This is a genomic window from Bacillus sp. NPDC077027 (assembly GCF_050269555.1).
Taxonomy (GTDB): Bacteria; Bacillota; Bacilli; order Bacillales; family Bacillaceae; genus Bacillus.
The window spans coordinates 862,518-887,292 of sequence record NZ_JBNNIO010000001.1 but is presented as its reverse complement, the minus strand read 5'-3'; the positions used below and the strand labels follow the sequence as shown (position 1 = coordinate 887,292).

Annotated in this window: 30 protein-coding genes; 6 read left to right on the top strand and 24 right to left on the bottom strand. The window is 38.5% G+C overall.

Translation table 11 applies throughout. The features are described from left to right. Positions 1–4: 4 nt before the first annotated feature. The 13 genes from ACQKEZ_RS04955 to ACQKEZ_RS04895 form a co-directional block, all read right to left on the bottom strand. A complete protein-coding gene (locus ACQKEZ_RS04955) occupies positions 5–511 on the bottom strand; it encodes an IS3 family transposase (protein WP_427299165.1) in 507 nt (168 codons plus the stop codon). 113 nt (positions 512–624) lie between these two features. Further along, a complete protein-coding gene (locus ACQKEZ_RS04950; protein WP_427299164.1) occupies positions 625–1,248 on the bottom strand; it encodes a lysophospholipid acyltransferase family protein in 624 nt (207 codons plus the stop codon). A gap of 22 nt (positions 1,249–1,270) precedes the next feature. Then, positions 1,271–1,762, bottom strand: coding sequence for a dihydrofolate reductase (locus ACQKEZ_RS04945; protein ID WP_427299163.1), 492 nt, complete (start codon positions 1,760–1,762; stop codon positions 1,271–1,273). Continuing rightward, entirely contained in the window at positions 1,759–2,553 is a 795-nt protein-coding gene (locus ACQKEZ_RS04940; RefSeq protein ID WP_427299162.1) for a thymidylate synthase, read from the bottom strand. The genes ACQKEZ_RS04945 and ACQKEZ_RS04940 overlap by 4 nt, the downstream gene beginning before the upstream one ends. A gap of 106 nt (positions 2,554–2,659) precedes the next feature. Continuing rightward, positions 2,660–3,187, bottom strand: coding sequence for a phosphatidylglycerophosphatase A family protein (locus ACQKEZ_RS04935; RefSeq protein ID WP_427299161.1), 528 nt, complete (start codon positions 3,185–3,187; stop codon positions 2,660–2,662). An 18-nt stretch (positions 3,188–3,205) separates the two neighbouring features. Then, the gene (locus ACQKEZ_RS04930) at positions 3,206–3,826 is read right to left on the bottom strand and encodes a YpjP family protein (protein WP_427299160.1); all 621 of its coding nucleotides are present in this window, start codon (positions 3,824–3,826) and stop codon (positions 3,206–3,208) included. A 239-nt stretch (positions 3,827–4,065) separates the two neighbouring features. Further along, a complete protein-coding gene (locus ACQKEZ_RS04925; protein ID WP_427299159.1) occupies positions 4,066–4,857 on the bottom strand; it encodes a class I SAM-dependent methyltransferase in 792 nt (263 codons plus the stop codon). Between the two features lie 61 nt (positions 4,858–4,918). Continuing rightward, complete coding sequence (locus tag ACQKEZ_RS04920) at positions 4,919–5,353, bottom strand: BrxA/BrxB family bacilliredoxin (protein ID WP_427299158.1); 435 nt, start codon at positions 5,351–5,353, stop codon at positions 4,919–4,921. Between the two features lie 82 nt (positions 5,354–5,435). After that, on the bottom strand, positions 5,436–7,112 hold the full coding sequence (gene ilvD, locus ACQKEZ_RS04915; RefSeq protein WP_427299157.1) for a dihydroxy-acid dehydratase: 1,677 nt from the start codon (positions 7,110–7,112) through the stop codon (positions 5,436–5,438). A 330-nt stretch (positions 7,113–7,442) separates the two neighbouring features. Beyond that, positions 7,443–8,573, bottom strand: coding sequence for a conserved virulence factor C family protein (locus tag ACQKEZ_RS04910; protein ID WP_427299156.1), 1,131 nt, complete (start codon positions 8,571–8,573; stop codon positions 7,443–7,445). A 36-nt stretch (positions 8,574–8,609) separates the two neighbouring features. After that, the gene (locus ACQKEZ_RS04905; protein WP_427299155.1) at positions 8,610–9,230 is read right to left on the bottom strand and encodes an HD domain-containing protein; all 621 of its coding nucleotides are present in this window, start codon (positions 9,228–9,230) and stop codon (positions 8,610–8,612) included. Positions 9,231–9,234: 4 nt separating this feature from the next. Next, a complete protein-coding gene (locus tag ACQKEZ_RS04900; protein WP_427299154.1) occupies positions 9,235–9,717 on the bottom strand; it encodes a glutathione peroxidase in 483 nt (160 codons plus the stop codon). A 72-nt stretch (positions 9,718–9,789) separates the two neighbouring features. Beyond that, complete coding sequence (locus tag ACQKEZ_RS04895) at positions 9,790–11,472, bottom strand: formate--tetrahydrofolate ligase (protein ID WP_427299153.1); 1,683 nt, start codon at positions 11,470–11,472, stop codon at positions 9,790–9,792. Positions 11,473–11,613: 141 nt separating this feature from the next. Between ACQKEZ_RS04895 and metA the strand changes: the two genes are divergently transcribed. Then, the gene (gene metA, locus ACQKEZ_RS04890; RefSeq protein WP_427299152.1) at positions 11,614–12,522 is read left to right on the top strand and encodes a homoserine O-acetyltransferase MetA; all 909 of its coding nucleotides are present in this window, start codon (positions 11,614–11,616) and stop codon (positions 12,520–12,522) included. Between the two features lie 226 nt (positions 12,523–12,748). Then, positions 12,749–13,900 carry a diglucosyl diacylglycerol synthase gene (locus ACQKEZ_RS04885; protein WP_427299151.1) on the top strand — a complete coding sequence of 384 codons (1,152 nt, stop codon included), beginning with the start codon at positions 12,749–12,751 and terminating at the stop codon, positions 13,898–13,900. Positions 13,901–13,934: 34 nt separating this feature from the next. Here ACQKEZ_RS04885 and ACQKEZ_RS04880 read toward each other — a convergent pair whose 3' ends face one another. Further along, positions 13,935–14,636, bottom strand: a complete 702-nt coding sequence (locus ACQKEZ_RS04880) for an AIM24 family protein (protein ID WP_427299150.1) — start codon at positions 14,634–14,636, stop codon at positions 13,935–13,937. 274 nt (positions 14,637–14,910) lie between these two features. On the opposite strand from ACQKEZ_RS04880, the gene cspD reads away from it, so the two are divergent. Continuing rightward, the gene (gene cspD / locus ACQKEZ_RS04875) at positions 14,911–15,111 is read left to right on the top strand and encodes a cold-shock protein CspD (RefSeq protein WP_270799007.1); all 201 of its coding nucleotides are present in this window, start codon (positions 14,911–14,913) and stop codon (positions 15,109–15,111) included. A 55-nt stretch (positions 15,112–15,166) separates the two neighbouring features. Here cspD and ACQKEZ_RS04870 read toward each other — a convergent pair whose 3' ends face one another. From ACQKEZ_RS04870 to ACQKEZ_RS04860, 3 genes are all read right to left on the bottom strand, one after another. Then, positions 15,167–15,349: a hypothetical protein gene (locus ACQKEZ_RS04870; RefSeq protein ID WP_427299149.1), complete on the bottom strand. Its 183-nt coding sequence runs from the start codon at positions 15,347–15,349 to the stop codon at positions 15,167–15,169. Between the two features lie 173 nt (positions 15,350–15,522). Further along, positions 15,523–15,711: a zinc-finger domain-containing protein gene (locus tag ACQKEZ_RS04865; protein ID WP_427299148.1), complete on the bottom strand. Its 189-nt coding sequence runs from the start codon at positions 15,709–15,711 to the stop codon at positions 15,523–15,525. 2 nt (positions 15,712–15,713) lie between these two features. Further along, positions 15,714–16,385, bottom strand: coding sequence for a reverse transcriptase-like protein (locus ACQKEZ_RS04860; protein WP_427299147.1), 672 nt, complete (start codon positions 16,383–16,385; stop codon positions 15,714–15,716). 94 nt (positions 16,386–16,479) lie between these two features. Here ACQKEZ_RS04860 and ACQKEZ_RS04855 point away from each other — a divergent pair, with 94 nt between their 5' ends. The 3 genes from ACQKEZ_RS04855 to ACQKEZ_RS04845 are packed head-to-tail and all read left to right on the top strand — an operon-like array spanning position 16,480 to position 17,735. Beyond that, the gene (locus tag ACQKEZ_RS04855; protein ID WP_427299146.1) at positions 16,480–17,181 is read left to right on the top strand and encodes a queuosine precursor transporter; all 702 of its coding nucleotides are present in this window, start codon (positions 16,480–16,482) and stop codon (positions 17,179–17,181) included. Then, positions 17,171–17,566, top strand: a complete 396-nt coding sequence (locus tag ACQKEZ_RS04850) for a reverse transcriptase-like protein (protein WP_427299334.1) — start codon at positions 17,171–17,173, stop codon at positions 17,564–17,566. The genes ACQKEZ_RS04855 and ACQKEZ_RS04850 overlap by 11 nt, the downstream gene beginning before the upstream one ends. A 43-nt stretch (positions 17,567–17,609) precedes the next feature. Next, a complete protein-coding gene (locus ACQKEZ_RS04845) occupies positions 17,610–17,735 on the top strand; it encodes a small, acid-soluble spore protein L (RefSeq protein ID WP_427299145.1) in 126 nt (41 codons plus the stop codon). A gap of 10 nt (positions 17,736–17,745) precedes the next feature. On the opposite strand, the gene ACQKEZ_RS04840 is transcribed toward ACQKEZ_RS04845, so the two are convergent. The 7 genes from ACQKEZ_RS04840 to ACQKEZ_RS04810 form a co-directional block, all read right to left on the bottom strand. Next, the gene (locus ACQKEZ_RS04840; protein WP_427299144.1) at positions 17,746–18,633 is read right to left on the bottom strand and encodes a 5'-3' exonuclease; all 888 of its coding nucleotides are present in this window, start codon (positions 18,631–18,633) and stop codon (positions 17,746–17,748) included. Positions 18,634–18,730: 97 nt separating this feature from the next. Continuing rightward, positions 18,731–18,853: a hypothetical protein gene (locus ACQKEZ_RS04835; protein ID WP_427299143.1), complete on the bottom strand. Its 123-nt coding sequence runs from the start codon at positions 18,851–18,853 to the stop codon at positions 18,731–18,733. A gap of 58 nt (positions 18,854–18,911) precedes the next feature. Continuing rightward, a complete protein-coding gene (locus tag ACQKEZ_RS04830) occupies positions 18,912–19,175 on the bottom strand; it encodes a YpbS family protein (protein ID WP_427299142.1) in 264 nt (87 codons plus the stop codon). 46 nt (positions 19,176–19,221) lie between these two features. Further along, a complete protein-coding gene (locus ACQKEZ_RS04825) occupies positions 19,222–22,809 on the bottom strand; it encodes a dynamin family protein (protein WP_427299141.1) in 3,588 nt (1,195 codons plus the stop codon). Between the two features lie 133 nt (positions 22,810–22,942). Next, the gene (locus tag ACQKEZ_RS04820) at positions 22,943–23,029 is read right to left on the bottom strand and encodes a hypothetical protein (RefSeq protein ID WP_427299333.1); all 87 of its coding nucleotides are present in this window, start codon (positions 23,027–23,029) and stop codon (positions 22,943–22,945) included. 86 nt (positions 23,030–23,115) lie between these two features. Then, positions 23,116–23,628: an isoprenylcysteine carboxyl methyltransferase family protein gene (locus ACQKEZ_RS04815; protein WP_427299140.1), complete on the bottom strand. Its 513-nt coding sequence runs from the start codon at positions 23,626–23,628 to the stop codon at positions 23,116–23,118. Then, positions 23,625–24,722, bottom strand: coding sequence for a type III polyketide synthase (locus ACQKEZ_RS04810; protein WP_427299139.1), 1,098 nt, complete (start codon positions 24,720–24,722; stop codon positions 23,625–23,627). The genes ACQKEZ_RS04815 and ACQKEZ_RS04810 overlap by 4 nt, the downstream gene beginning before the upstream one ends. Positions 24,723–24,775 lie beyond the last annotated feature (53 nt).

The following is a 24,775-nucleotide window of genomic DNA, read 5'->3' as shown; positions in this document are numbered from 1 at the left end:
CTTATTAGGCTGACATGCCACCAAATGTTTTTGGTGCGTGGTAGCCTAATTTTTCTTGAATACGCTCTTCATTATAATATTTGATGTAACGATCGATTCGTTGTCTGACATCTTTTTCTGATATAGAGTTGAACTTTGTATACATAAATTCCTCTGATTTTAAGCTAGAATGGAATGATTCAATGACTGCGTTATCCCAACAGTTACCTCGTCTGGACATACTGCTTGTGAGATTCCTTGCCTCCAGTTCCTTTTGATATGCATACGAACTGTATACACTTCCTTGATCTGAATGCACAAGTACACCTTTAGGCGGATTCCTTTTCTCTAAAGCTGTCCTCAATGTGTTCAATACTAGTGCTGCCTGTTGGTGGTCATCTAGGGTATAGGCAACAACTTCGTTGTTGTACAAATCCATAATGGTCGAAAGGTAGAGCGTTCTCGGTCCGTATTGAATATAAGTAATATCTGTTACCCATTTTATTTCAGCTGAATATCTATTTTTCCCCATAAAAAATACCCTCCAAATTAACACTTAGTTTAAGTGTATCACTTGAAGGGTGTTTTTTTATGTCCCATTTGATTAGGTTAGTCTACATCCACATTTGGATGATCAGGGTGTTTTTATGCTCTCTTTTTGACTTGATCACTTATCATATAGGGCGCTTCTATCGTCATATCCACATCAACTGGATGAAGTCTTTTAAAGACTTTACCTCTCATCAGACGCTCTGTCCCAACTGTTCGAACTGGAACGATTGGACACTGCGTCTTTTCTGCCAATGCGATCGTACATATCGGATCTTCTTTTGACAGCAGCAGACTTTGACCAGAAAGAAGACGCTCCTCTGCTTCATTGAATAATTGCACATCTGATTGATTCTGTTTGATGACTTGCATCTTCTTCAGCCATTGTCGAAGGATAGGGATGCGAAACAAGCGAGGTTTTGCGAAAAAAGCTGTCGGTTTTTCAAGATGTCCGACTAATAATACCATGTTCACAGCATCCAACTGATCATGGACATAAATCACAGGTCCTTCTGGTAAATGCTTTTGTTGATAAATTGTAATAACAGATCCAGATTGATCAATACACCCTCGCGCAAATGATTTGGCATGTTGATAGATTAATTGCATTCTCTTTGGATACGAAATACGAGGATCTGTTAATTCATGATCGTACAAATGTCTTACATTTTTCAAAAGAGATACAACCACATAGATCACTAAAAACCCATAACGAAACAACAAAATTCCTCCTGCTCACTTATCAATCTTTTCTGTCATAAATCACAAATTCATAATCGTAGGGGTTCTTTTCGTTTCTGTGACCTTTTTCGGTTGATACGATTGTCCATTTTGCTTTTTGAAATTCAGGAAAAAAACGATCACCTTCAAACGCATGACATATATGCGTGATGTAGAGACGATCTGCATGAGTCAGCATCTCTTCATATAACTTCGACCCACCAATGATAAATAGTTCTTGTTCACCAGATGTTTTTTCAATTTCTAAAATGTCATCAATCGAATGAACGACCTCACAACCATCCGCTTGAAATGTTGAGCTTGTTGTCAAAACAATATTTCGACGGTTCGGAAGTGCACGTCCAATAGATTCGAATGTCTTTCTACCCATTACAATCGTGTGCCCACCTGTTACCTTTTTGAAATAGGCCAAATCGGCAGGCAGGTGCCAAGGCATTTGATTGTCCTTCCCAATGACTCTACCTTCTCCCATCGCTACAATCATCGAAATCATACACTGACTTCTCCTTTAATGTGAGGATGTGGATCATAACCTTCCAAAGCAAAATCTTCGAAGGTAAAATCAAAAATATCTTTGACGTCCCTTGTAAAGCTGAGCTTCGGAAGTGATCGCTCTTCACGCTTTAACTGCATGTCAATTTGCGGCAAATGATTTTGATAAATGTGCGCATCTCCAAGCGTATGAATGAATTCTCCTGGCTTGAGATTTGTCACTTTCGCAACCATCATCGTTAATAGCGCATAAGAAGCGATGTTAAACGGCACACCTAGAAAGATATCTGCTGACCTTTGATAAAGCTGGCATGATAGCTTGCCATCAGAGACATAAAATTGAAACAAACAATGACACGGCGGTAAAGCCATTTTATCAATTTCACTTGGGTTCCAAGCACTGACAATGAGTCGTCTTGAGTTCGGATTTGTTTTAATGTCATGAATAAGCTGACTAATCTGATCAATGGTCTCTCCATCTGCGCTTTGCCAAGATCTCCACTGCGATCCGTAAACAGGACCAAGTTCTCCATTTTCATCTGCCCATTCATTCCAAATACGAACACCATTTTCCTGAAGATATTTGACATTCGTGTCACCATTTAAAAACCACAGTAATTCATGAATGATGGATTTGACATGTAACTTCTTTGTTGTCAAAAGAGGAAAACCCTTTTGTAAATCAAATCTCATTTGGTAACCGAACGTACTAATTGTTCCTGTTCCTGTTCTGTCACCTTTATGTTCCCCATTCTGTAATACATGACGGCATAAATCTTTATATTGTTTCATTTTTTTCATCCTTTATTTTCGTTCTTGTAGTAGTGTACCTTATTTCGAGTGCACATGAAACTAAAAAAACATGTCCACTGATGAAAAGCGGACATGTTTTTGAAGGCTAATGGTTTTCTACGCGTTCCTGCTCTTCATCCAAAATATCTTGATGGGAGTGAGCGATCCGGCTTGCAGCAGCTGCTGCAAGTGCTGCCACAAGATCATCTAAAAAGGTGTGCACCTCTCCTGGACGACCTTCATCTAATTCTCGAATGATCCCGAATTTTTCTTTATCTAAATAACCGAAATTGGTCAAGCCGATGGATCCATATACATTGACAATCGAAAGCGGAATAATCTCATCGATTCCATATAGCGGCTCATCTGTTTCAACAAGATGCTGAAGTGGTTCTGGTAAGAGCTTTTTCTCTGCTAACTGATCAAGGGCAAGACCTGTTAAAACAGCATGTACGATTTCCCGCTTGTTCAGCACTTTTTCCACATTTTCAACACAGACACTAAGTGGAAGATTCGGATTATATTTTTCCTGAAGTTTCAACACGATATGTGCAATATCTTCTATTTGAACTCCGCGTTCGTTAAGCATTTGTTTTGTAATGCGAACCATTTCTTTCATTGTATACTTTTTCAATTGGCCTGACATCTCCTTCTAGTGGCTCATCCAGCTCGGCGGGGTGTTTTTGTCCCAGTAAATATTGCCAAGTTCATAATGCGTCTGGAATCCATCTTCTGCTGTGTGATAGTGAAAGTTAAACCAATATCCATCGTGTGGTGGCTGATCTCGTCTGACATGGAAGCGAAGCAGATCCTCCCCTGTTTGACGGTTATATACATGGAAGATCTTCTCCCCTTTTCCGCCTGAAGGATTATCGGTTAGTGCGACATCTTGAAATTTTTCATCATCTTTGAAATTCGTTAAGTAATCTGTGATCACTTGTTCAATTTTTGGTTGAACCTCTTCTCTATACTCGTCCTCAATGACAGGTGATATCTTGCTGCCAAATTTAAGAAAAGACTGATTCTCTGCTGTTGATAGAAGCTGTTCTCTGTATTGCTCAAATGCATCTATCGATTCACTGGTGTCATCATAGAGCCTTGATTCCCAAGTCCTCGTCACAGTTGGTTCATCGTATACAGCTGTATATTGTGATTTACCAGATGAAGGAATCTCTGATGGCTTGTCTGTCATTAATGCCGATGGAGGAGAGACTAAACCGAATGTTGCAATCGTAAAGAGTACAACGAGCATTTTTCTCATCAACATTTTCATTATATCTAATTCCTTCCATAAGTTATCATACTGCTATTCTAGCATATAATGAATTTTCAGTCATTCAATATGGTGATGAATTTGAGACTTTCTTTTTCAAATTAAAACGTTTACAATAATAGAAAATCGACATACTGAAATTGGGAGGAATGGATATGATTGAAGGTTTTTTCATCGCTGCTTCCTTGCTTACGTTGTTTTATTTTGTATATATGGAGATTACTGATTAAAAGAAGCCCTTATTCAGGGCTTTTTTCGCTGACTTGAATGTAACCATAGTGAAAAAGAGCGGTTTTTCTTTTGATGACCTGAAATTGATATGTATCTGATGAAAAACGTGTGCTTTTCCAATGATCCTTTAACACGACTCTTTTTTTTGCCACTCTGATCGCTTCCTTTATGGAGGCTTCCTTTAGAAAATGATGCTCAGCTACTTGACGAAGTGGTGCCATACTGGCTGACGTTTCAATTGTTTCTTCAAACATCGGATCAAAATAAACAACATCAAACGCATTATCTGGCAAGGTCATTAACACGTCTAAGCTGTCTCCACACTTCACACAAATTCGTTTCATGGCCTCATCTGCCTCAAAAAGCCCTGTCTCCCACGTACGAAGGCCTTCGTGAACTAATAAAGCGGTCATGACATTTTTCTCTATGCCCATCACCTGCCCTTTTGGTCCAACAGCAACACTTGCTGTAATTGCATCTGCCGCAAGACCAAGTGTGCAATCTAAAAAGGAGTCACCAGCTTTTAAGTCTGCTGCTTCAATCAATGGGTCTTTTTCTTCTCTTAGCAATCGTTTGACTCTAAACATGGCAGAGCTCGGATGAAAGAAGAATTTCTCTCCATTTTCCTGATACCATTCAAATCTTTCCTTGCCAACAACGAGTACCTCTCCTCTTGTTTTAGCAAGCGTCCGAACTGATTGCTTACGTCGGGCAATATATTCTCCATTTAGAGAACTTGCCAGCTTTTTTGCAGTTTCTAAAGTATGTTCATTCGGTCTAAAGCTTGTCGTAATGAGCATGTACTTCCTCCGTTATATCAAAAGTAAAAAATGCCCTACGTGAGGGCATTTTTTTCTTGTATTAGCAGTGCTTTTCAAATGCTGATAATACATTTTTCATAATGTCTTCCATTTCATGGCCTTCAATTTCATGGCGAGAAATAAAGTGTACGAGCTCATTTCCTTTAAGAAGTGCCATTGAAGGAGACGATGGTTCCTCTCCAGTAAAGTATTCTCTCATCTTCGCAGTTGCTTCTCTATCTTGTCCTGCAAATACCGTGACAATTTGATCAGGTGCTTTTTCAGATTGGAGTACTGCTTGCGTTGCAGCTGGCCTAGCAAGACCGGCAGCACATCCACATACAGAGTTCACCACAACAAATGTCGTCCCCTCTGCTTGCTCCATTGTTTGTTCTACCTCTTCAGTTGTTGTCAGTTCCTTAAAACCTGCACTTGTTAGCTCCTGACGCATTGGCACAACAAGCTGACGCATATATTCTTCATATGCCATTGACATAGAAAAAGCCCCCTCTATATTCCTTATACTGTGAGTAAAGGATACTATAGAGAGAGCAGATTTTCAAATGTTCGATCTTGCTTTAGATTTTCATAATTCCACCTGTGTTGGCTGATGTCACAAGTTTTGAATACCTTGCAAGATAACCTGTCTTCACTTTTGGTTCAAAACCTTTCCAATTTGCTTTACGTTTTTCCCATTCTTCTTCAGGCACATCTACACTTAAAATCCGTTGTTCAATATCTACAACAACATGGTCACCATTCTCTACAAAGGCAAGCGGTCCACCTTCTGCCGCCTCAGGTGATACGTGTCCAATTGAAAGCCCACGAGATGCACCAGAAAAGCGACCATCTGTAATGAGTGCTACCTTAGGTCCAAGTCCCATCCCTACAATTTGAGAAGTAGGTGCAAGCATTTCAGGCATACCTGGACCACCCTTCGGTCCTTCATAACGGATAATGACAACATGCCCCGCTTCTACTTTTCGATTAATAATACCTTCAAGCGCTTCTTCTTGTGATTCAAACACAATTGCTGGTCCCTCGTGACGAGTAATACCGTCCTGGACACCACCTGTTTTAATGATGGCACCATCTGGCGCTAGATTTCCAAATAAGACGGCTAGACCGCCTTTTGCTGTAAACGGTTTGTCAATTGGGTAAATAACGTTATAGTCTTTTACCTCGTGTCCAGCAATGTTCTCTCCTAATGTTTTTCCTGTAACAGTCAATGTGTCTAAATGAAGCGCCCCTTCTTTCTTAGACAATTCATTTAAAGCGGCAGTGACTCCTCCTGCTTCATGCAGATCTTCAATAAAAACATCTGATGCAGGTGCAAGCTTCGATAAATGAGGTACGCGTTCTGCCACTTCATTAATTCGTTGTAGTGAGTAATCAATACCCGCTTCATATGCAATCGCAAGTGTGTGAAGTACTGTATTTGTTGAACCACCAAGTGCCATGTCTAAAGCAAATGCATTATCGATTGCCTTTTCAGTGACGATATCACGCGGTTTGATATCTTTTTCGATTAGTTCCAAGAGCTGTTTAGCTGATTTTTTCGCAAATTCTCTTCGTTCTGGTGAAGTCGCTAAAATCGTTCCGTTTCCTGGAAGTGCAATTCCAAGTGCTTCTGCCAAACAGTTCATAGAGTTTGCTGTGAACATTCCTGAACATGAACCACATGTTGGACAGCCAAATTGTTCTAATTCATTTAATTCTGCCTCGTTAATTTTACCAGATTGATAAGCTCCGACTCCTTCAAATACAGAAGAGAGTGAGATTTTTCTTCCATCACTTGTTCTTCCGGCTTCCATTGGACCACCGCTGACAAATACAGTTGGAATGTTGACACGCATTGCCGCCATGATCATCCCAGGTGTGATTTTATCACAGTTCGGAATACAGACCATCCCATCGAACCAGTGGGCTGAAACAACAGTTTCAACCGAGTCTGCAATGATTTCACGGCTCGGAAGTGAATAGCGCATTCCGATGTGGCCCATTGCAATTCCATCATCGACACCAATTGTATTGAATTCAAATGGTACGCCCCCAGCTTCACGAATGGCTTCTTTAACAATTTTCCCAAACTCCTGTAGATGGACGTGGCCTGGGACAATATCAATATATGAATTGCAAACCGCAATAAAGGGCTTACCGAAATCCTCGTCTTTTACACCCGCTGCTCTGAGCAAACTCCGATGAGGTGCTCTATCAATTCCTTGCTTGATCATATTACTGCGTAGTTCTGCCATTTGATGTAAATCCTCCTATACTACAAGTCTTTATTGACTGCATTATTTTCATTTGATTGTATTTTACAAATTTTCTGTTTATTTTACCATCTCTTATTAAAGATGAAAATGAATTTTGCTGAATTAGCTATTCAGCAAGTATTGTGTCATAAAATCTGACCTCCAATATTCTATATTTCTACTACTATATAGAGTTTTTTCTCATATTTCAACAATATTCAAAATAATTTTTCTAAAAAAATTTTTCTGTCTAAATAGACTGAAATGAAGCATGAGAAAACAAACTGATTTGATCGGTTCAGTTTGTTTTCTCATGTGTGATGAATCACCTTAGGAATTTTTTCTGCTTTCGGTCATTTGTTTCCACACAGAACCTTTAGCTTCTTCTCCATGCTCAATTCGTTCAATGGCCATCTTCACTTGAAGACTGACTTCGAATTCAGGATCATGTTCTGCTTCTTTTAGTGCATCAAGTGCCGTTTCATCTCCAACCTCATAAAGAAACATGGCTGCTCTCCAGCGCACAAGCTTACTCGAATCCTTCAACGACTCAATCATAGCTGGTACAGCACTCGGATCTCCAAAGTCAGAAACACAATCTCCTGCTGTTCTACGAACGGTCACAGTTTTATCTTGTAAACCTTTGTATAAAATCGGAAGAATTGCTGGCTCTTCAATCATTCCAGCATTCACAACCGCTTGTCTGCGAATAGATGTTTTCGGATCGTCCATCGCCTTCATTAAAACAGGTACATCTTTTTTTTCTGGCTGCATTTGCTCTAAATGAGCAAAACGCTTTTTCCAATCTTCATCATGAAGCATTTCAAGTGTTACCTCATATGCTTTACGTTGCACTTGTTTTTCTGCTGTTTCGGGTCCTTCGATGACTGCCTCGGTTAGACGCTTCAGTCTTTCATCGTCATATGCAGCTTGAAGCTCTTCTGTTACCTCTTGACCAATATCAGCAAATTCTCCAAAGCGTACACCATGCTCTTTCCACGAGCGTTCAAACACAACGTTATCTGAACTGCTTCTTAATGTTAAAATTGCTGCTTGGAAACGTTCAGGCATTCCAAATCGCTCTTCCTTTTCCCCATCTGTTAATTTGACCTGCATGGGGATACCGCTAAACATTTGAACAAACACCTTGACTTCTCCAAACGACTCTTCATCTTGACCTTCAGGGACTCCTGCATCTTGCTTATCTTGACCAAAGGCTTCTCTGACCTTTTGCAGAATACCTTTCCAATCAAACTTGGCATTTCGTTCGACTGCCAAAAAGTCTGCAACGTGATAGACTCCTTTCACCCCGTCGATGTCTAAAATACGACGAATCATATCTGGCGCAGTGTCTTTTTGTTCTTTTTTATAGTTATTACTCTTTCCGCCAATAAGCTCCTCTGTCAAAATCACCTTCATCGTATTCGGACTTGGCGTTGGCTCGATTGCTTTAATTTTCATGTCTTAATGTCCTCCTTACACACATACAGACCCTACCTAATCAGTATGGCCGCATTCGTCTTTCAGTTTTCTTATAAATAAACACATGAATTGATGCCTTTCCTTTGCAAGCTGTATGCCACTTTTTGTATTCATCACATCTTTTAGCTTCAGCAATTTCTCTTCCATATGAGAGAATACGGATCCTTGACGATGACCAGTTGCATATATAGGTTCGTTCGTTGCCCCTGCATATAAAAATACTCTTGCTATACCAATGGCACCCATTGCATCAAGTCTATCCGCATCTTGAACGATCATACCTTCTAGAGTCATTGGTCTTGTCACAAGGTGCCGATCACGAAACGACATCGTTGTCACAATATCCATGATATAAAAAGCTTGCGTCTTCGTAACTCCCCACAATAGAAGCCTCTCATGTAATTGCTGAGGCAATAGTCTGATGTCATCTTCAAGTTTCTTATCAATCACATCATGAACGATTGCAGACATTTCAATGATAAAAAGAGAGCCTCCTTCTTTTTGGGCAATGGCCACAGCTTGATGCCGAACTCTTTCAACATGCAAAATATCATGCCCAGTCCCTTCAGAAGCAAGTCTTTGCGAAACAAAGGAGGCGGCTGCCTCCAATTGTTCTTGTTCTCTATTAGTGTACATTTGTTTATTGATCCAGCAATGAAATGAGTGAGCTCTCCAATTCTTTCGGCGGTGTTTTTGGAGAGAAGCGCTCGGTTACCTCACCATGTTGATTCACAATAAACTTTGTGAAATTCCATTTAACTGCTTTTGTCCCAAGTACACCTTTTGCATGACTCGTTAAATATTGGAACAAAGGATGAGCGCTGTCACCATTTACATCTACTTTTGCAAACATTGGGAACGTCACACCATAATTGAGCGAACAAAATTCTTGGATGGCTTCTTCACCCTCAGGTTCTTGATTCATAAATTGATTGCATGGGAAACCTAAAATCTCAAGACCTTTTTCATGATACTGATCATACAATTCCTGAAGTTGTTTGAATTGAGGTGTCAATCCACATTTGCTCGCTGTGTTTACAACGATCAATACTTTTCCTTTATAATCCGCCATTGATTTTTCTTTTCCATCAATTGTCTTGACCTGAATATCGTAAATGGACATGTTGTATCCTCCCAGGATTCACTTTTTTCTAATCGTACCATGCTTTTCTTATAAAATCGCTCATTATGCTTGTCAATAGAGACCTGTAACGGAGCCATCTTCTAATAAGTCCATCTCAAGAGCGGCTGGTTTTTTCGGCAGCCCTGGCATCGTTAATATACTTCCAGTTAAAGCCACAATAAATCCAGCACCAACAGACGGTTTTAATTCTCGAATGGTGATGGTAAATTCTTTTGGACGACCGAGCTTCGCTGGGTCATCAGTAAGAGAGTATTGCGTCTTTGCCATACAGACCGGTAAATGTGACCACCCATTTTTTTCAATCTCTTTTAACTGCTTTTTTGCTTTTGACGTAAGATCCACGTCATTAGCACCGTAAACGATTTTTGCCACTTTAGATAGCTTTTCTTCAATTGTATCCTTTACTTCATACAAATAAGAGAACGTATTCTCATCTTTCTCTGTTAGCTTCGTGAGAGCCTCTGCTAGTGCTGTTCCTCCTGATCCGCCCTCTTCCCACACATTCACAGTTGATACTGGATGATGGTTGCTATGACACCAATTCAAGATCGTGTCGATTTCTTCCTTTGTATCTGTAGTAAAACGATTGACAGCCACAATATATGGAAGGCCAAAGGACTGAATGGTTTCAATATGTTTAGCTAAATTATGTATTCCATCTAATACAGCAGTCGGATTCATTTCATTTAAATCATTTTTTTGCATGCCGCCATGCATTTTCAGTGCTCTCACCGTAGCCACAATGACGACTGCGCTCGGTTTAATGTCACCTGCTCTGGCTTTAATATGCAGGAACTTCTCTGCTCCAAGATCCGCACCAAAACCAGCCTCTGTGACAACATAATCGGCAAGCTTTGCTGCCATTTTTGTAGCAATCAAACTATTGCAACCGTGCGCAATATTGGCAAACGGGCCGCCGTGTACAAGTGCCGGTGTCCCTTCAATTGTCTGAACAAGATTCGGTTTCAGTGCATCCTTTAGTAATAAAGTGAGCACGCCTTCATAACCGAGCTTTCCAACTGTCACCGGATCTCCTTGATGGTCATAGGCGACAACAATTAAGGCTAAACGCCTTCTTAAATCGCTTAAATTTTCTGCTAAACAAAGGATGGCCATCATTTCAGAAGCAACAGTAATATCAAATCCATCTTCTCTTGGATACCCATTCACGTGACCTCCAAGCCCAACCACTACTTGTCTTAAAGCACGATCATTCAAATCAAGGACTCGTTTCCATACAATACGACGAACGTCAATTCCAAGCTCATTGCCGTGATGAATATGGTTGTCAATAAATGCAGCTAGTGCATTATGAGCTGATGTAATTGCATGAAAATCCCCCGTAAAATGAAGGTTAATCTCCTCCATTGGTAGCACCTGTGAGTATCCTCCACCAGCTGCGCCACCTTTCATTCCCATAGTGGGACCTAAAGATGGCTCTCTTATGGCGATAATGGCTTTTTTACCTATTTTCTCAAATGCTTGGCCTAACCCAACCGTGACAGTCGATTTCCCTTCACCGGCAGGCGTAGGGTTAATAGATGTAACCAAAATCACTTGACCATCTCTTTGTTCTTTTAAACGATCAAAAATTTTCAAAGATATTTTGGCTTTTGTGAAACCATAGCATTCTAATTCATCGTCATGTATTTGTAACTTTGAGGCGATCTGTTGAATCGGCCTTAGCTCCGCTCGCTGAGCAATCTCAATGTCAGATAAATGCTTTGTTGCCATAAAATAAAAATCCTCCTTTTTTTTGCTGAAACAGGTGAGTTTTTACTCTATTTTTCATTGTAACATAATTGAAACATTGAAATATCGCCAGAAAGTTCCTATAATGAAATGAAATTAGCTTTGGATTCAGGGGGTGGCGAGTTGCCTATTAATATTCCAATACATCTGCCGGCAAAACAGATACTAGAGAGCGAGAACATATTCGTCATGGATGAGACAAGGGCATTCAAACAGGATATCCGTCCTTTGAATATCGTGATCTTAAATTTAATGCCCAAAAAAATACAAACTGAAACGCAACTTTTAAGAATGCTGGGGAATTCTCCGCTTCAAGTGTACTTTACTTTCTTAATACCAAGTACACATACGCCGAAAAACACAGCAAGGGAACACCTTGATGAATTTTACTCGACATTTTCATCAATACGCCATAAAAAATTTGATGGAATGATCATTACTGGTGCACCACTCGAGCATCTCCCATTTGAAGAAGTTTCCTATTGGAAAGAACTACAGGAAATTCTCGACTGGAGCAAAACAAACGTAACATCTACCCTCCATATATGTTGGGGAGCACAAGCTGGTTTATATCATCATTATGGTATAGACAAAATCAAACTTTCCGAGAAGAAATTTGGGGTTTTTGAGCATCATGTGAAAGAGAAAAAAGAAAGATTAGTTAGAGGTTTTGATGAAGTATACTATGTCCCACATTCTAGGCATACAGATATTAATACAGAACAATTAAAAAATACACCGAACTTAAAAGTATTAAGTACTTCCGATGAGGCTGGTGTTTGTTTAATTGTTTCTGATGATGATAAACAAGTATTTTTAACGGGTCATCCAGAATATGACACAGACACATTAAAGCAGGAATTTGAAAGAGATTTGTTGAAAGATGATACAACCAAAAAACCTGTCCATTATTTTATTGAGGATGAAGGGGATTTGATTCCAGTTAACAGATGGAAAGCACATGCCACACTGCTCTTTATGAACTGGCTTAATTATTATGTTTATCAGGAAACACCATATGAGTGGGAATAAAATAGACTACAGTCTGATGAAAAATATTTAAAATGTGTTAAAATACAAATGGCTCAGTCTTCCATTATCAATTTTATATGTTTGTTTTTTAAATTTAGTTTAATTCTTTCGTAACGAATATACGATCATAATGTTTATATGTTATCTTTGAGTATATGTAGACCTATGAGAATGATAGTTTCGTACGAAGTATTGTTGTTGTTGATTACATTTGAGGTGAATATTCTTGAATACCAATAAAAAAATATTAATCTTGACCGCAAATTATGGAAATGGACATATGCAGGTTGCTAAAACACTGTATGAAGAGTGCAAATCACAAGGATTTGAACATGTAACAGTTTCTAATTTGTATCAAGAATCGAATCCCATCGTGTCAGAAGTGACTCAATATTTATATTTGAAGAGCTTTTCAATTGGGAAACAATTTTATCGCCTTTTTTATTATGGTGTCGATAAAATCTATAACAAGCGCAAATTTAACATTTATTTAAAAATGGGAAATAAGCGTCTTGATGAGTTAATTCAATTACATGATCCAGATATCATCATTATTACCTTCCCAATGATTGTTGTACCAGAATATCGAAATAAAACAGGAAAAGTCATTCCAACTTTTAACGTAATGACAGATTTCTGCTTGCATAAAATTTGGGTACACGAAAACATTGACAGATACTATGTCGCAACCGATTATGTGAAACAAAAACTAGTGGAAATCGGCACACATCCAAGCGATGTCAAAGTGACAGGTATTCCTATCAGACCACAATTTGAAGGCGATGTACCAAAGTCCATCATTTATAAGAAATACGGGCTTTCTCCAAATAAAAAAGTCCTACTTATTATGGCTGGTGCACATGGCGTATTGAAAAATGTCAGAGAACTTTGTGAAGCTTTACTGATTGATAGTGAAGTACAAATTGTTGTTGTGTGTGGGAAAAATACAGCATTGAAACAGTCGCTTAACGAGCTGGAAACTGCACACCCCGGTCAATTGAAGGCGCTTGGATATGTGGAACAAATTGATGAATTGTTCAGAGTGACAGATTGTATGATTACAAAACCAGGTGGTATTACATTAACAGAAGCGACAGCCATTGGAGTTCCTGTCATTCTCTATAAACCAGTTCCAGGGCAAGAAAAAGAAAATGCTCTCTTCTTCGAAGAAAATGGGGCAGCCATTGTCATTCATCGACATGAAGAGATTTTAGAATCGGTGACAAACCTGCTCCAAGATGAACAGAAGTTAGAAAAAATGAAACAAAATATTAAAAAATTCCATCTACAGCAGTCTTCACAAACAATTTTAGAGGACATCGTTGAACAATCAGATATAATTATCAATAAAAAAGCATACGCTCGAGCTTTATCATAAAAAAAACGTCCGTTATCATACGGACGTTTTTTTATTAGCCTTGATTCCCATTTGATGTGTACGTTTCTTCATAAGGCTGAACAACGACAAAACCTTTTCCACTAAACTTCATTTGAATGGATTCACCACTGCCTCTTCCAATAAAGGTTTTAAAAGAAACATCAGTCACAAATTCAGTTTTTAAGGTCCCTGACCACGCAACAGTTGCATTTGGATCAGTATAAACAGTATCACCTGGTTCTACTAATAAAGTTAATGGTTCATAATGACTAGTGATCGCTACTAGACCAGGACCTTCAAGTCTTACATTAAAAAGACCACCAGCCAGCATACCAGATACCTTTTTCATCAGCTTGATGTCCCAGTTAATTGTTGGTTCAAATGCAAGTAAATCATTTCCGTTAACAAAGATGGACTCGCCTTTTTGTAAATGAAGAATCGAAATCTTTTTTCCTTGATCGGCTACATATAGTTTTCCATCACCTGATGCTTTCATTAAAGAAGTTCCCTCTCCTGATAGCATCTTCTTAAACATTTTTGAAACCCCGTGCTCAAATACTCCTTCACGTTCAAATTTGATTTTTCCTCGATAAGAAACCATTGAGCCTACCTTTGCCCATACAGTCCCGTTTAAATTAATTTCTAATAATCTCGTTGTTTCAAGCTCGAATATCCCTTCTCCTTTATCTTCCTGCTGAGTATTTTCAATAAATTCTGTAATTGTGTATCGGCTCATATGTAGTATCTCTCCTTTTCTTTTGGTTTATATACGATCTTCTTTCATAAAAGTTTCTTCAATATTAAAGGACTTTTTATGTATAAAATAAAACAGATCAAAAAATCAAAAAAAAGCAAACATTTTGCTCAAAAATGAGCTTGATATCTTGACGCGTTCCATTTGATAGTGTATAGTGGAACCATCATTTAACAACTTAACAGGGAGTTAAGTGATGAAAAATTTTTTTTAGTATGCCAAAAGGTATGCTACAGTATTAGGAGGAAAAAGCAATATGCAAAACGGTAAAGTAAAATGGTTCAACAATGAAAAAGGATTCGGCTTCATTGAAGTTGAAGGCGGAGACGACGTATTCGTTCACTTCACAGCTATCGAAGGTGACGGCTACAAATCATTAGAAGAAGGACAGGAAGTTTCTTTCGAAATCGTTGAAGGTAATCGTGGACCTCAAGCATCAAACGTTACAAAAATCTAATCCATTTATTACAAATGAATGATGAAACCAAAATAAAGAGAGGCGTATGCCTCTCTTATTTAATTTTCAGCTGAATTTCAATTGCCAAAATATTCTGTTTCATTCGCTGTTCAATTTCAGCGATATCTTTTTCAAGGAAAGGTCTTCCCTTTTTCGCCACATCTACAAGCTGCTGTAAATCACTGTAAACTTCTTTAAATGCCTGATGTAGCACTGTTTCGTAATCCTTACTATCCATGCCGACTTTCCCCTTCCCCTCTAATCTTCAACTTAGTCAAAAAGTAACTTGATCAAAACTTCCTATAGTTATATCGGCTCATTTTTAAGAATGTGTTCTTTTTTAACACATTCTACTCAAAAAAATTTTATCCATTATTAAGAAAGAGTTAATCTAAAGAGGGGCAGCCATACTTAGGATTTCTCCTTTAATAAAATCTCTCCATATTGTTTCAATTTTTCACCAATTGTACATTGTTGAATACAGAATGAATGGGCATATTTCTTTCCACATTCTCTGCGAAAATGCTTCTTAATAAAGCAATCCGAACAATAGGTGTCTTGAAGATCGGTCAGTTCTTTTACTGCTGTTTTTTTATCCACGCTTATTCAGCTCCGTCTACTTCTAATTTCATTTTGCTTTCGATTGGGATATTCGCAAGCATTTGTTTTGCAAGCTGATCTGCTTCCGAATTATCTTTTCGATCAATGATTTCGTAGGTCGGTGTGAGCCTTAGTTCCTTCAACCCTAACTCAATTCGATCAAGCCACGAGGAATGAACATCATCATAGCAGGGCCACTCCCCTTTCAGTTGATTGATCACAACGAGAGAATCTCCTTTAATGGTCACTGAATTTCTCCCAGCACCAAGCGTTTTGAGTGTTTGTACCGCTTCATATAAAGCCGCATATTCTGCTTCATTATTTGTCGAACTATGAAATGCCTGATTTTTCCTCAAACGATATAATTCATTTCCTAACTTATAATAGACCACAATACCTAAACCAGATGCACCTGTTTCCTTTTGGAAACTTGCATCAAAATACATTTCAAGCTGATCAGGTTCAAGCTGGAGCTCTTCCCTCAGCTTTTCAAGCTCTTTTACTGACCATGTTGCACCCTTTTCATCCTCAAATTGAAGATGTGCAAGAGGGTCTTTTCTTTCTATATGCTTGACAAGTAGGATCCCTTCTTTTAAATCGATCCAGTCTTCTTGATGAAAAACAATGGGCTGCATATTTTTTGCTTTTACAGTTAAATGAGCTCTTAGTTTCATTCATGAAATCCCCTTCCGGAGCTTTTAAGCCTATGCTTCATTATGCTATAATCAAAAAGTTACATTTTACAATGAGAAAGGAAGTCAATATCACTTGTTTAATGAAGGAATTTGGATCCTATTTGCGATCATTAATTTTATCATTGTTCTCTTTTTTTATAAAGGTTTTGGCAAAATGGGCCTTTTTGTATGGATTGGATTCGCCACAGTCGCCGCGAATTTACAGGTTGTGAAAACAGTGGAGTTGTTTGGCTTTACTGCTACACTTGGCAATATCCTCTATGGCAGTGTCTTTTTCGCAACCGATGTACTTAATGAAAAATATGGAAGACAAGAAGCAAGAAAAGCTGTTTGGCTCGGCTTTTCAACACTTTTAACATTGACTATAGTGATGCAAGAAGCACTTCTCTTTAAACCAGCTGCTTCTGACATATCACAAGCATCACTTGAAACGATTTTTGGTTTTTTGCCACGAGTGGCACTTGGTAGCCTTATTGCTTATATCATCAGTCAAATGCTAGATGTTTATGTATATTCGTTCATCCGTAGGTTATTTCCTTCTGATGGTGCGCTTTGGCTACGTAATAGCGGGAGTACCATGATTAGTCAGCTGTTAGATACATTGATTTTTACAACCATCGCCTTTCTTGGTTCTTATCCATTTTCAGTATGGATCGACATTTTTATGACAACCTATGTCATTAAATTTATTGTAGCTGCGATTTCCACACCATATGCCTACGTTGCTAAAAAGATCGTCCCACTTGATGAAAGGGGCAAACATGATGCCCGCTGAAGTTTACATTGATGGCGCAAGTGCTGGAAATCCAGGTCCGTCTGGTCTGGGCATTTTTATCAAATATGATGGAAAGGCAGTGTCCTTTTCAATCCCAGCAGGACATATCAGTAATCATGAAGCAGAGTTTCTTGCTTTAATAGAAGGAATGAGGCTTTGCATCAAAAAAGGGATACGCACTGTCTCATTTCGGACAGACTCTCAAGTAGTGGATCGAGCTACAAATGCTGAATTTGCTAAGAATGCACAATTTAAGCCGTTTATTGAAGAAATCATTCAGTTGAAAACACAATTTGACTTATTTTTTATTAAATGGATTCCTAGCAAAGAAAACCAAGTAGCGGATCAGCTCGCTCGAAAAGCGATTCATCAATCAAAAGGATGAATCGCTTTTTCATTGGTTATGCTAAATCATGAGGTGATAACTGATGGATAAAGTGAATAAAGGACGTGTCACAAATGGGACTACGCCTCAAGGTGACACAAAATCGAAGGAAAAACACCCCTTATCTCAGCTTGAAGATAAAGCGAAAAAAAGCAACACAAAACACTAAGAGATCAGCTTTAGCTGATCTCTAATTCAATCACTCGGTGCATCATAGGTTCTATCCCTTTGATTTGGTGCGTACGAAGCATTGCAAGTGCACGCTCTGGATTCATATTCAGTTTGGTATGTTCAAGTGGACAGCTAAGCGATACATCACATTTAATTTCAGCAAGAATTCTAGAAAGTTTTAAATCTTCAAGTCCTGCTTCCATTTTCTTTTGCTGTGCTCCTGTTAACTCATGGATGTTCTCCACAAGATGATCAATCGTTTGATAGGTTTGGATGAATTTTAAGGCCGTTTTTTCTCCAATGCCTTTCACCCCAGGGTAATTATCGCTTGAATCACCCATCAGTGCTTTCATATCAATTAACGCTTTTGGTGTAATACCCATTTCTTCTTCGAAAGATTCCTTCGTATAATGTTTATAGTTCCCAATGCCTTTTTGCATTAACGCTACTGTCACATCATCGTCAAGAATTTGAAGCAAGTCTCGATCACCTGTAACAACTGTGACGTTTGCTTCTTCTTTATATAAAGTGGCAAGTGTACCAATGCAATCATCTGCTTCGAACCCTTTTATTCCAACATTGGTTATGCCAAACTCTTCAGTTGCAATCTTCGCTAATTCAAATTGCGGGATGAGCTCAACTGGCGGCGCTCCCCGATTCGCTTTATAATCTTCGTATAATTCATTACGATAAGTTTGACTGCCCATATCCCAACAACAAACAATATGAGTGGGTTTAAATGATTGGGTTGCTGTTAGCAAGTGCTTTAAAAAGCCATGAACGCCATTTGTCGGAACCCCTTGTTCATTTATCATAAAATTGCGGTGGACAGCAGTTGCGTAAAAAGAACGAAAAAGAAGTGCCATTCCATCAACAAGTAATACGTGTTTATTCATTCAACATAAACTCCCTTTTTCAACAATACCCCCATTCTATCATATCAAGAGCTAACTTACATAAAAAAAGAAAACCCACTTCTTTGTCAAAAGTGGGTCAGCTTTCTCTTTTATTTTTTCCGTACTGTAGCTTGCCAGCCTCCACTTCAGCATAAGAAGGCATTGATTTTTCTTTCGGTTTTTTTTCTTCCACACGTTTCTGACTTTGCTTTTTTATCATTTTTTACATCCTTCCTTGGTTCTCTCTTTTAAGATGACCAAAAAAGGAAAAGTTAGTCTTAATGATTTTTACGGCTGACATATTCGTGAACCATGTCGACTGTGACACGCTGTCGAAGTGGGACAATTCCCCCTCTAGCGAGTTCATTCATTTTCGACGTAATCTCGTTAATTTCATCTGTTGTGAAAGGCTCCTGTTGTTCACATTTTTTCACAACTTGATCAATTGCTTGTTCCCTTTGCGACTCAAGTGTAAGAAAGGATTGAATGTGGGCATGCTGTTTTTTTGAATGCGCTGAAATTGCTTCATGAACGTTTGACACTGATTCATCAACTGCTTTCTCTTTTTATTTAGTCTATCATGAAAAATTAAAATGACAACGTCTCTCGCCATTTTACAGACTGCTGATACACTTTTTGAATGATCATACGTGCGTTCTCATCTGTTGAAAGGCTCGATAAATATGTCTGTTTCTGTTCGTGTAGTTGGCGAATCGCTTCTTCCTCATACATAGAGCTAAAGGTTTGCACGATCTCTTCGTAGCGCTTGAAGAGTTCCTCTTTCTCTTTTTCAGCCCATTTTGCTGTCAATTTAAGTAGTTCATCTCGTAGCTCTTCTATCAATTCTGCTTTGCCATTTTGTTCGAAGAATGTTTTTGCCGATTTTTGTTTTTTCAGCTGCGATTCGAATGGCTTACGATCTGCTTTTACTTCAATCTGTTTAAGCTGTTGTGTTTTTCCTTCAGGAGCCGAAAGCTGAACAGAGAAATACTCATTCTCTGCCAGTTTACCTTGTAATCCCTTCGTCCATTCCTCTTGAAAGTACATGTTCATAAACGAATCCATCCGAATATCAAGCGCTTTTAGTTCTTGTACAAACTCAAACTCATAATCCTTTAATGCTTCATGTAACGCTTGACGTAAATTTTCTTGGAAATTCCCTTGCTGCAAACCTGGATAAAATGACGTTTTCAGTAAGTCATTTGCAAAAAGAGATAGACGTTGCTCAATATGATAAAGCTGTTCTTGAACATCTTTTTTTACACTCTCTGAAATAAGTTTTGACTGTTTCGTTTCTTTTATTTGCTTTAAAACGTGTGCAAACGATGCCTCAATTTGTTGTTTTTCAGCGACTTTTTCATCCTCAGATTGATGTAAGGTTGCGTGTAGCTTTGTAACAGTTTCGCATAATGTATCTGCTTCAAAATGTAAAAGCTCAATTGAATCTCTTGTCAATTCTTCATCAATAAAATGATCAAGTCGCTTCCTTAATAAGTCATAGCGATTAAAAGGTGATTGAGGTTTTCCTTCGATTTCCTCCTTGCTTGAGACATGATGTACATTTGGGTTTTGTATGCCTTCTTTCATTAGTTCGTTCTTAACATAGCCGAAAACCGTGTCTAGCTCTGACTGATCCTTTGCTAAATCGGCGGCATTAATAATAAAAAACATTTTATCCATACTAAAGGAATCTTTGACAAGCCCTAACTTACGTAAGAAAGAGCGATCAGCCTTTGAGAAGGAATGCTGATAATATGTTAAATAAAGAAGTGCATCCGCGTCCTTCATGTATTGAAACGCCATCTCTGTATGGCGCTTGTTCATACTACTAGCCCCTGGTGTATCCACAATCGTAATCCCTTTATCTGTGATGGGTGTGCTTAAATAAACGGTGACTTCTTTTACCACACAAGAAATTGCTTCCTCTGCCACATATGGTTTCAGCTCGTCAATTCCAATATAAAGCGGCACCTGAGTGTCTATATACTGTTCATAGATTTTAGCAGCATGCAAAAAATGCTGGACGATGACCAGATGGTCTTGTTCTAGTTTCCCTTTTTTTAATACTCTTTCAAGCTTTAACAAAAAAGTTGACCCTTTTTCTTCAGAAATGGCAAAACCGAGAATTTGCTGAAGTTCCTCCAGCATTTCCTCTTCTGTTTTAAATACGACTTTGACTGTTTCATTGTCATGATCGGCATCAGGTTTTGTCAGTTTATTAATGGTTGCCGTTGTTGGAGTCGGTGACGATGGTAATACTTTTCGGCCAACAAGTGCATTTGCAAAAGATGATTTCCCTGAACTAAAAGCACCGAATAACGCCAGTGTAAATTGTTTTGATTGAAGTCGTTCTGTTCGTTTTTCAAATGCAGTTCTCTGTGGTTTAAGAGATTCAAGAGGTGTTAATATGCGTGCGAGCTCCTCAAAACGTTCAATCGATTGCGCCGTGTTTAAATGTCGATGCGCATGTTCCTCTTGCTTAGGACTGATTTGATTTGTTTGCTTCGCCTGTTCAACTTGGGTTGTCTTGTCTTCAAACAAAGTATGCTGAACCAGTTCTTTTTTGGCATAAAACCAATCAGGATCAAAGGTTTGATCCGTTCCATGCTGCCAAACCTCCCATATTTGATGAATGTAGTCATCCAGTTTTTTTTCTTCTGCTGTGATTTGTTCAAGGGTTTTCAGCTCATGATTCGCTTGTTCCAAAGCTGTGGTCAATGACTGATGCTTTTGTTCATTGCTTAATTTCATTGCTTGAATGATTTGCTCAATTTGTTGTAATGTCTCTCGCTTCGCCACTTTTTTTAAAGTATCGCCTACATCCTTTGTATATTGAAGAACATATTCAGACGATAGACTGGCTCCGCGATGAATTACATTTTCAAGCAACTGTTCTTGAACGGCTGTCTCAAAAGACATCGCTTGTTTAAGCAAGTCTTCTCCTAGCTGTTCTTTTTTTATGACACCTTTCAGCATTTCTGATAAATGCCAATCTACTTCTGCTTTCATTCTCGCTGTGACATCTTCTACAAACGCTTCTGCTCTTCTTGCCTTTTCTTGTATCGTTTTATTTTTAGAGAAGAGCATTCCCATCTTAAAGCTGGGATCTTTTGAGGCCAAATAGTCCTTCGCAAGCTCTCGCATTTTAAACGGTGTTAAGTTGGCATTTTTTAAGATGTTTTCCATTTCTGACCGCATCTGCTCTTCTAATGGCTGATGACCGTTTGCTTTAAGTTCTAGTTCTTCTTTTAACGTCTTCACTTCTTGTCTTTTACTTTCTAGGCGAATATAAAGGTCGTCATCATGTTTACTTTCTACCTTTTGTGCCTCGATATGCTCTTTTAACAAATGCTCAATTTTTTGCTCTGTATAAGCACGAAGTGACGCTTTAGGTAGTATTTGGAGCTCCTTGAGCTTTTCAACTAAACGGTACATTTCGTTTAACGGATGTTCTTTTTCGGTAACCGATGTAAAGTATAAATGATCCTCATCTATGCCTTCTTTCACAAGCATATCAACGACTTGCTGTTTGTAATGTTCAAAAGCAGTTTCATTTTCGTCATGACGATCCACTTGGTTGACGATAAAATAAAGGTTTGGAATTTGATCTTTAATCGAACGGATAAAACGAACATTCTCTTCTGAGTGGACATGGTTATAATGAACAACATAAAATAAAGCATCTGCTTGATGCAAAATAGACGCAGCTGATAAGAAATGGGTGTGATCCGTCGAATCAATACCGGGTGTATCAATGAAAGCGACTTTATCCACTAGCCCTTTATAATCCCCGCTGATTTCGACCATTTCAATTTGTTCACCATCTTTACAAAACCTTTGGACAGCCTCTTTATCATAAGCACCGCTCATTTTTGCATAACGTCCATCAGACGTATGAAGTTGTACTTGCTGTTCCCCTTTTCGCACCACAACCAAATTCGCACTTGTTGGGATTGGGCTTGTTGGCAAAATCTGTTCATGAAGTAGATGGTTCACAAGTGATGACTTTCCTGCTGAATAATGTCCTGTAAAAGCGATATAAACTTCCTGTTCCGCATCCTTTTTCATGATCGAAGCAAGCTTTGCCGCCCGCTCATTATCATGCTGTTTAAGCAATGCTTCATGGAGCATCCCAGTTATTTGAATTAACGAATCTCGAATAGACAAGTCTTTCATTATGATATACCCCTTTGTTTTTAGAAAAATCAGTTATGTATGTGATACCATTTTACACAAAATTGAAAGATATTTCTTCTTATCTGATCAAATAAAAAAAATCTGCTACCTGTTCAGTCAAAAGCGATTGAAATCAGGAAGCAGATTTTTTAGAAATATTCTTTAATACAAAGCCAATTAGCAAGCTGTATACACAAACAGTTCCAAGTAAAAAGATCATTGTCATGCTTATCACCGTCCATCATTCTTGATTGAGAATGTTTATCATTAATGAAAGTGTAGCATAACTGATAATGATTTTCAATATTAATTTAACAAATACTCATTTAATGCTTTTTCTTCTGTCTGAATTCGAACGATCATCATACATATATTGAGAAGTGAAAACAGAATGACTGTAAAATATGCTTGAAACAATAGTGGCAATAACAGAAATTCAATCGCAACTACCATATAGTTGGGGTGCTTTATCCAGCGATATGGACCTTTTTTGATCATCTTTGCATTTGGAACAACTAAGATTTTTGTATTCCAGTATGTTCCGAGTGAAAAAAGTGCCCAATAACGTACCACCTGCGTCACAATAAGGATGAACAACCATAAAACAAAAAAGCGTGATGGCTGCTTATGAAAGAGTAGGGTTTCTGTAATAAACACGCCAAAGAAAGAAACATGCATCGCAACCATATACGGATAATGGTCTGATCCAAACTCAATAGCCCCCATTGCCCTTACTTTTTTTTCATTTCTTTTTGCTACAATAAGTTCGACAAGACGCTGACAGACAAAAAAACCAATGATCAGCCAAAATAAGGTCAAGATGCTCCCTCCCACCTCATTAATAACAATTCAGAGGAAAAGCCCGGCCCAAGGGCACCACATAGACCTATTTCATTTTCTTGCACACTATTTTTCTCGAGATAGTCTTTGATCACATACATGACTGTTGCTGAAGACATATTTCCATTCTGTTTTAGCACCTCTTTAGAAGATTGAAGTTTTTGTTCATTTAAAGAAAGGCTATGAATGTAAGCTTCAATGACTTTCTTTCCGCCAGGATGGGCAAGGAACACAGAAATATCTTCTTCAGAAAAACGATGTTGTGCTAAAAAGAAATCGACCTGCTCTTTCAGCCAACCAGAAATAATCGTGGGAATATCACGTGAAAAGATGACCTGAAACCCTTCATTTGTAAAATGCCAGCCCATCACATCTTCTGCATCTTTCATCGTAACCGATTGTGTTCCAATCACAGCAGGAATGGTTTTTAAATTCGTATATTCTACAGCCGCGTTTTTCCCGCTTAATAAAGCGGCAGCAATTCCATCACCAAATAAAGAGGTGCCGATTAAATTACTTTTTGACTGATCTTCTTGTTGAAAGGTCAGACTACAAAGCTCACAGGTTACCACAAGTACCTTTGCATCAGGATAAGCTTTAATGTATTCAAACGCCCGAGACAATCCAGCTGCTCCCCCTGCGCAGCCGAGTCCCCATATTGGAACACGCTTTGTAAATCGTGAAAATGGCAGGACATTCATCAGCTTTGCATCGAGGCTTGGTGTCGATAAACCCGTACTTGAAATAAAGAATAAAGCATCAATTTCTTCATATGGAACAATTTTTTTTAAAAACGTTTTATCCTGCAAACAATTCGTGATGGCTTCTTTTGCATGAAATAATGCCTTTTCATTATATATTTGATTCTTTTCTTCAAATGAATGGTGTTCTTGATACCATTCAATAGGCTGTACAAATTGTCTTCCTTCAATCTCCCCATTATCAAAAGCTCTAAGCAATCTGTCAATATCTTTAAACGAGCGTTTAAACTGGGCTCTAGCAAAGTCTGCCGCTTTTTTCTGATTCACATGATGATGAGGAAGGCTTGTTCCGACTGATAAAATATATGCCAATATGTCCACCTCTTTTTTGGTTAATATCCCCCATCAAAATGAAGATATACCCA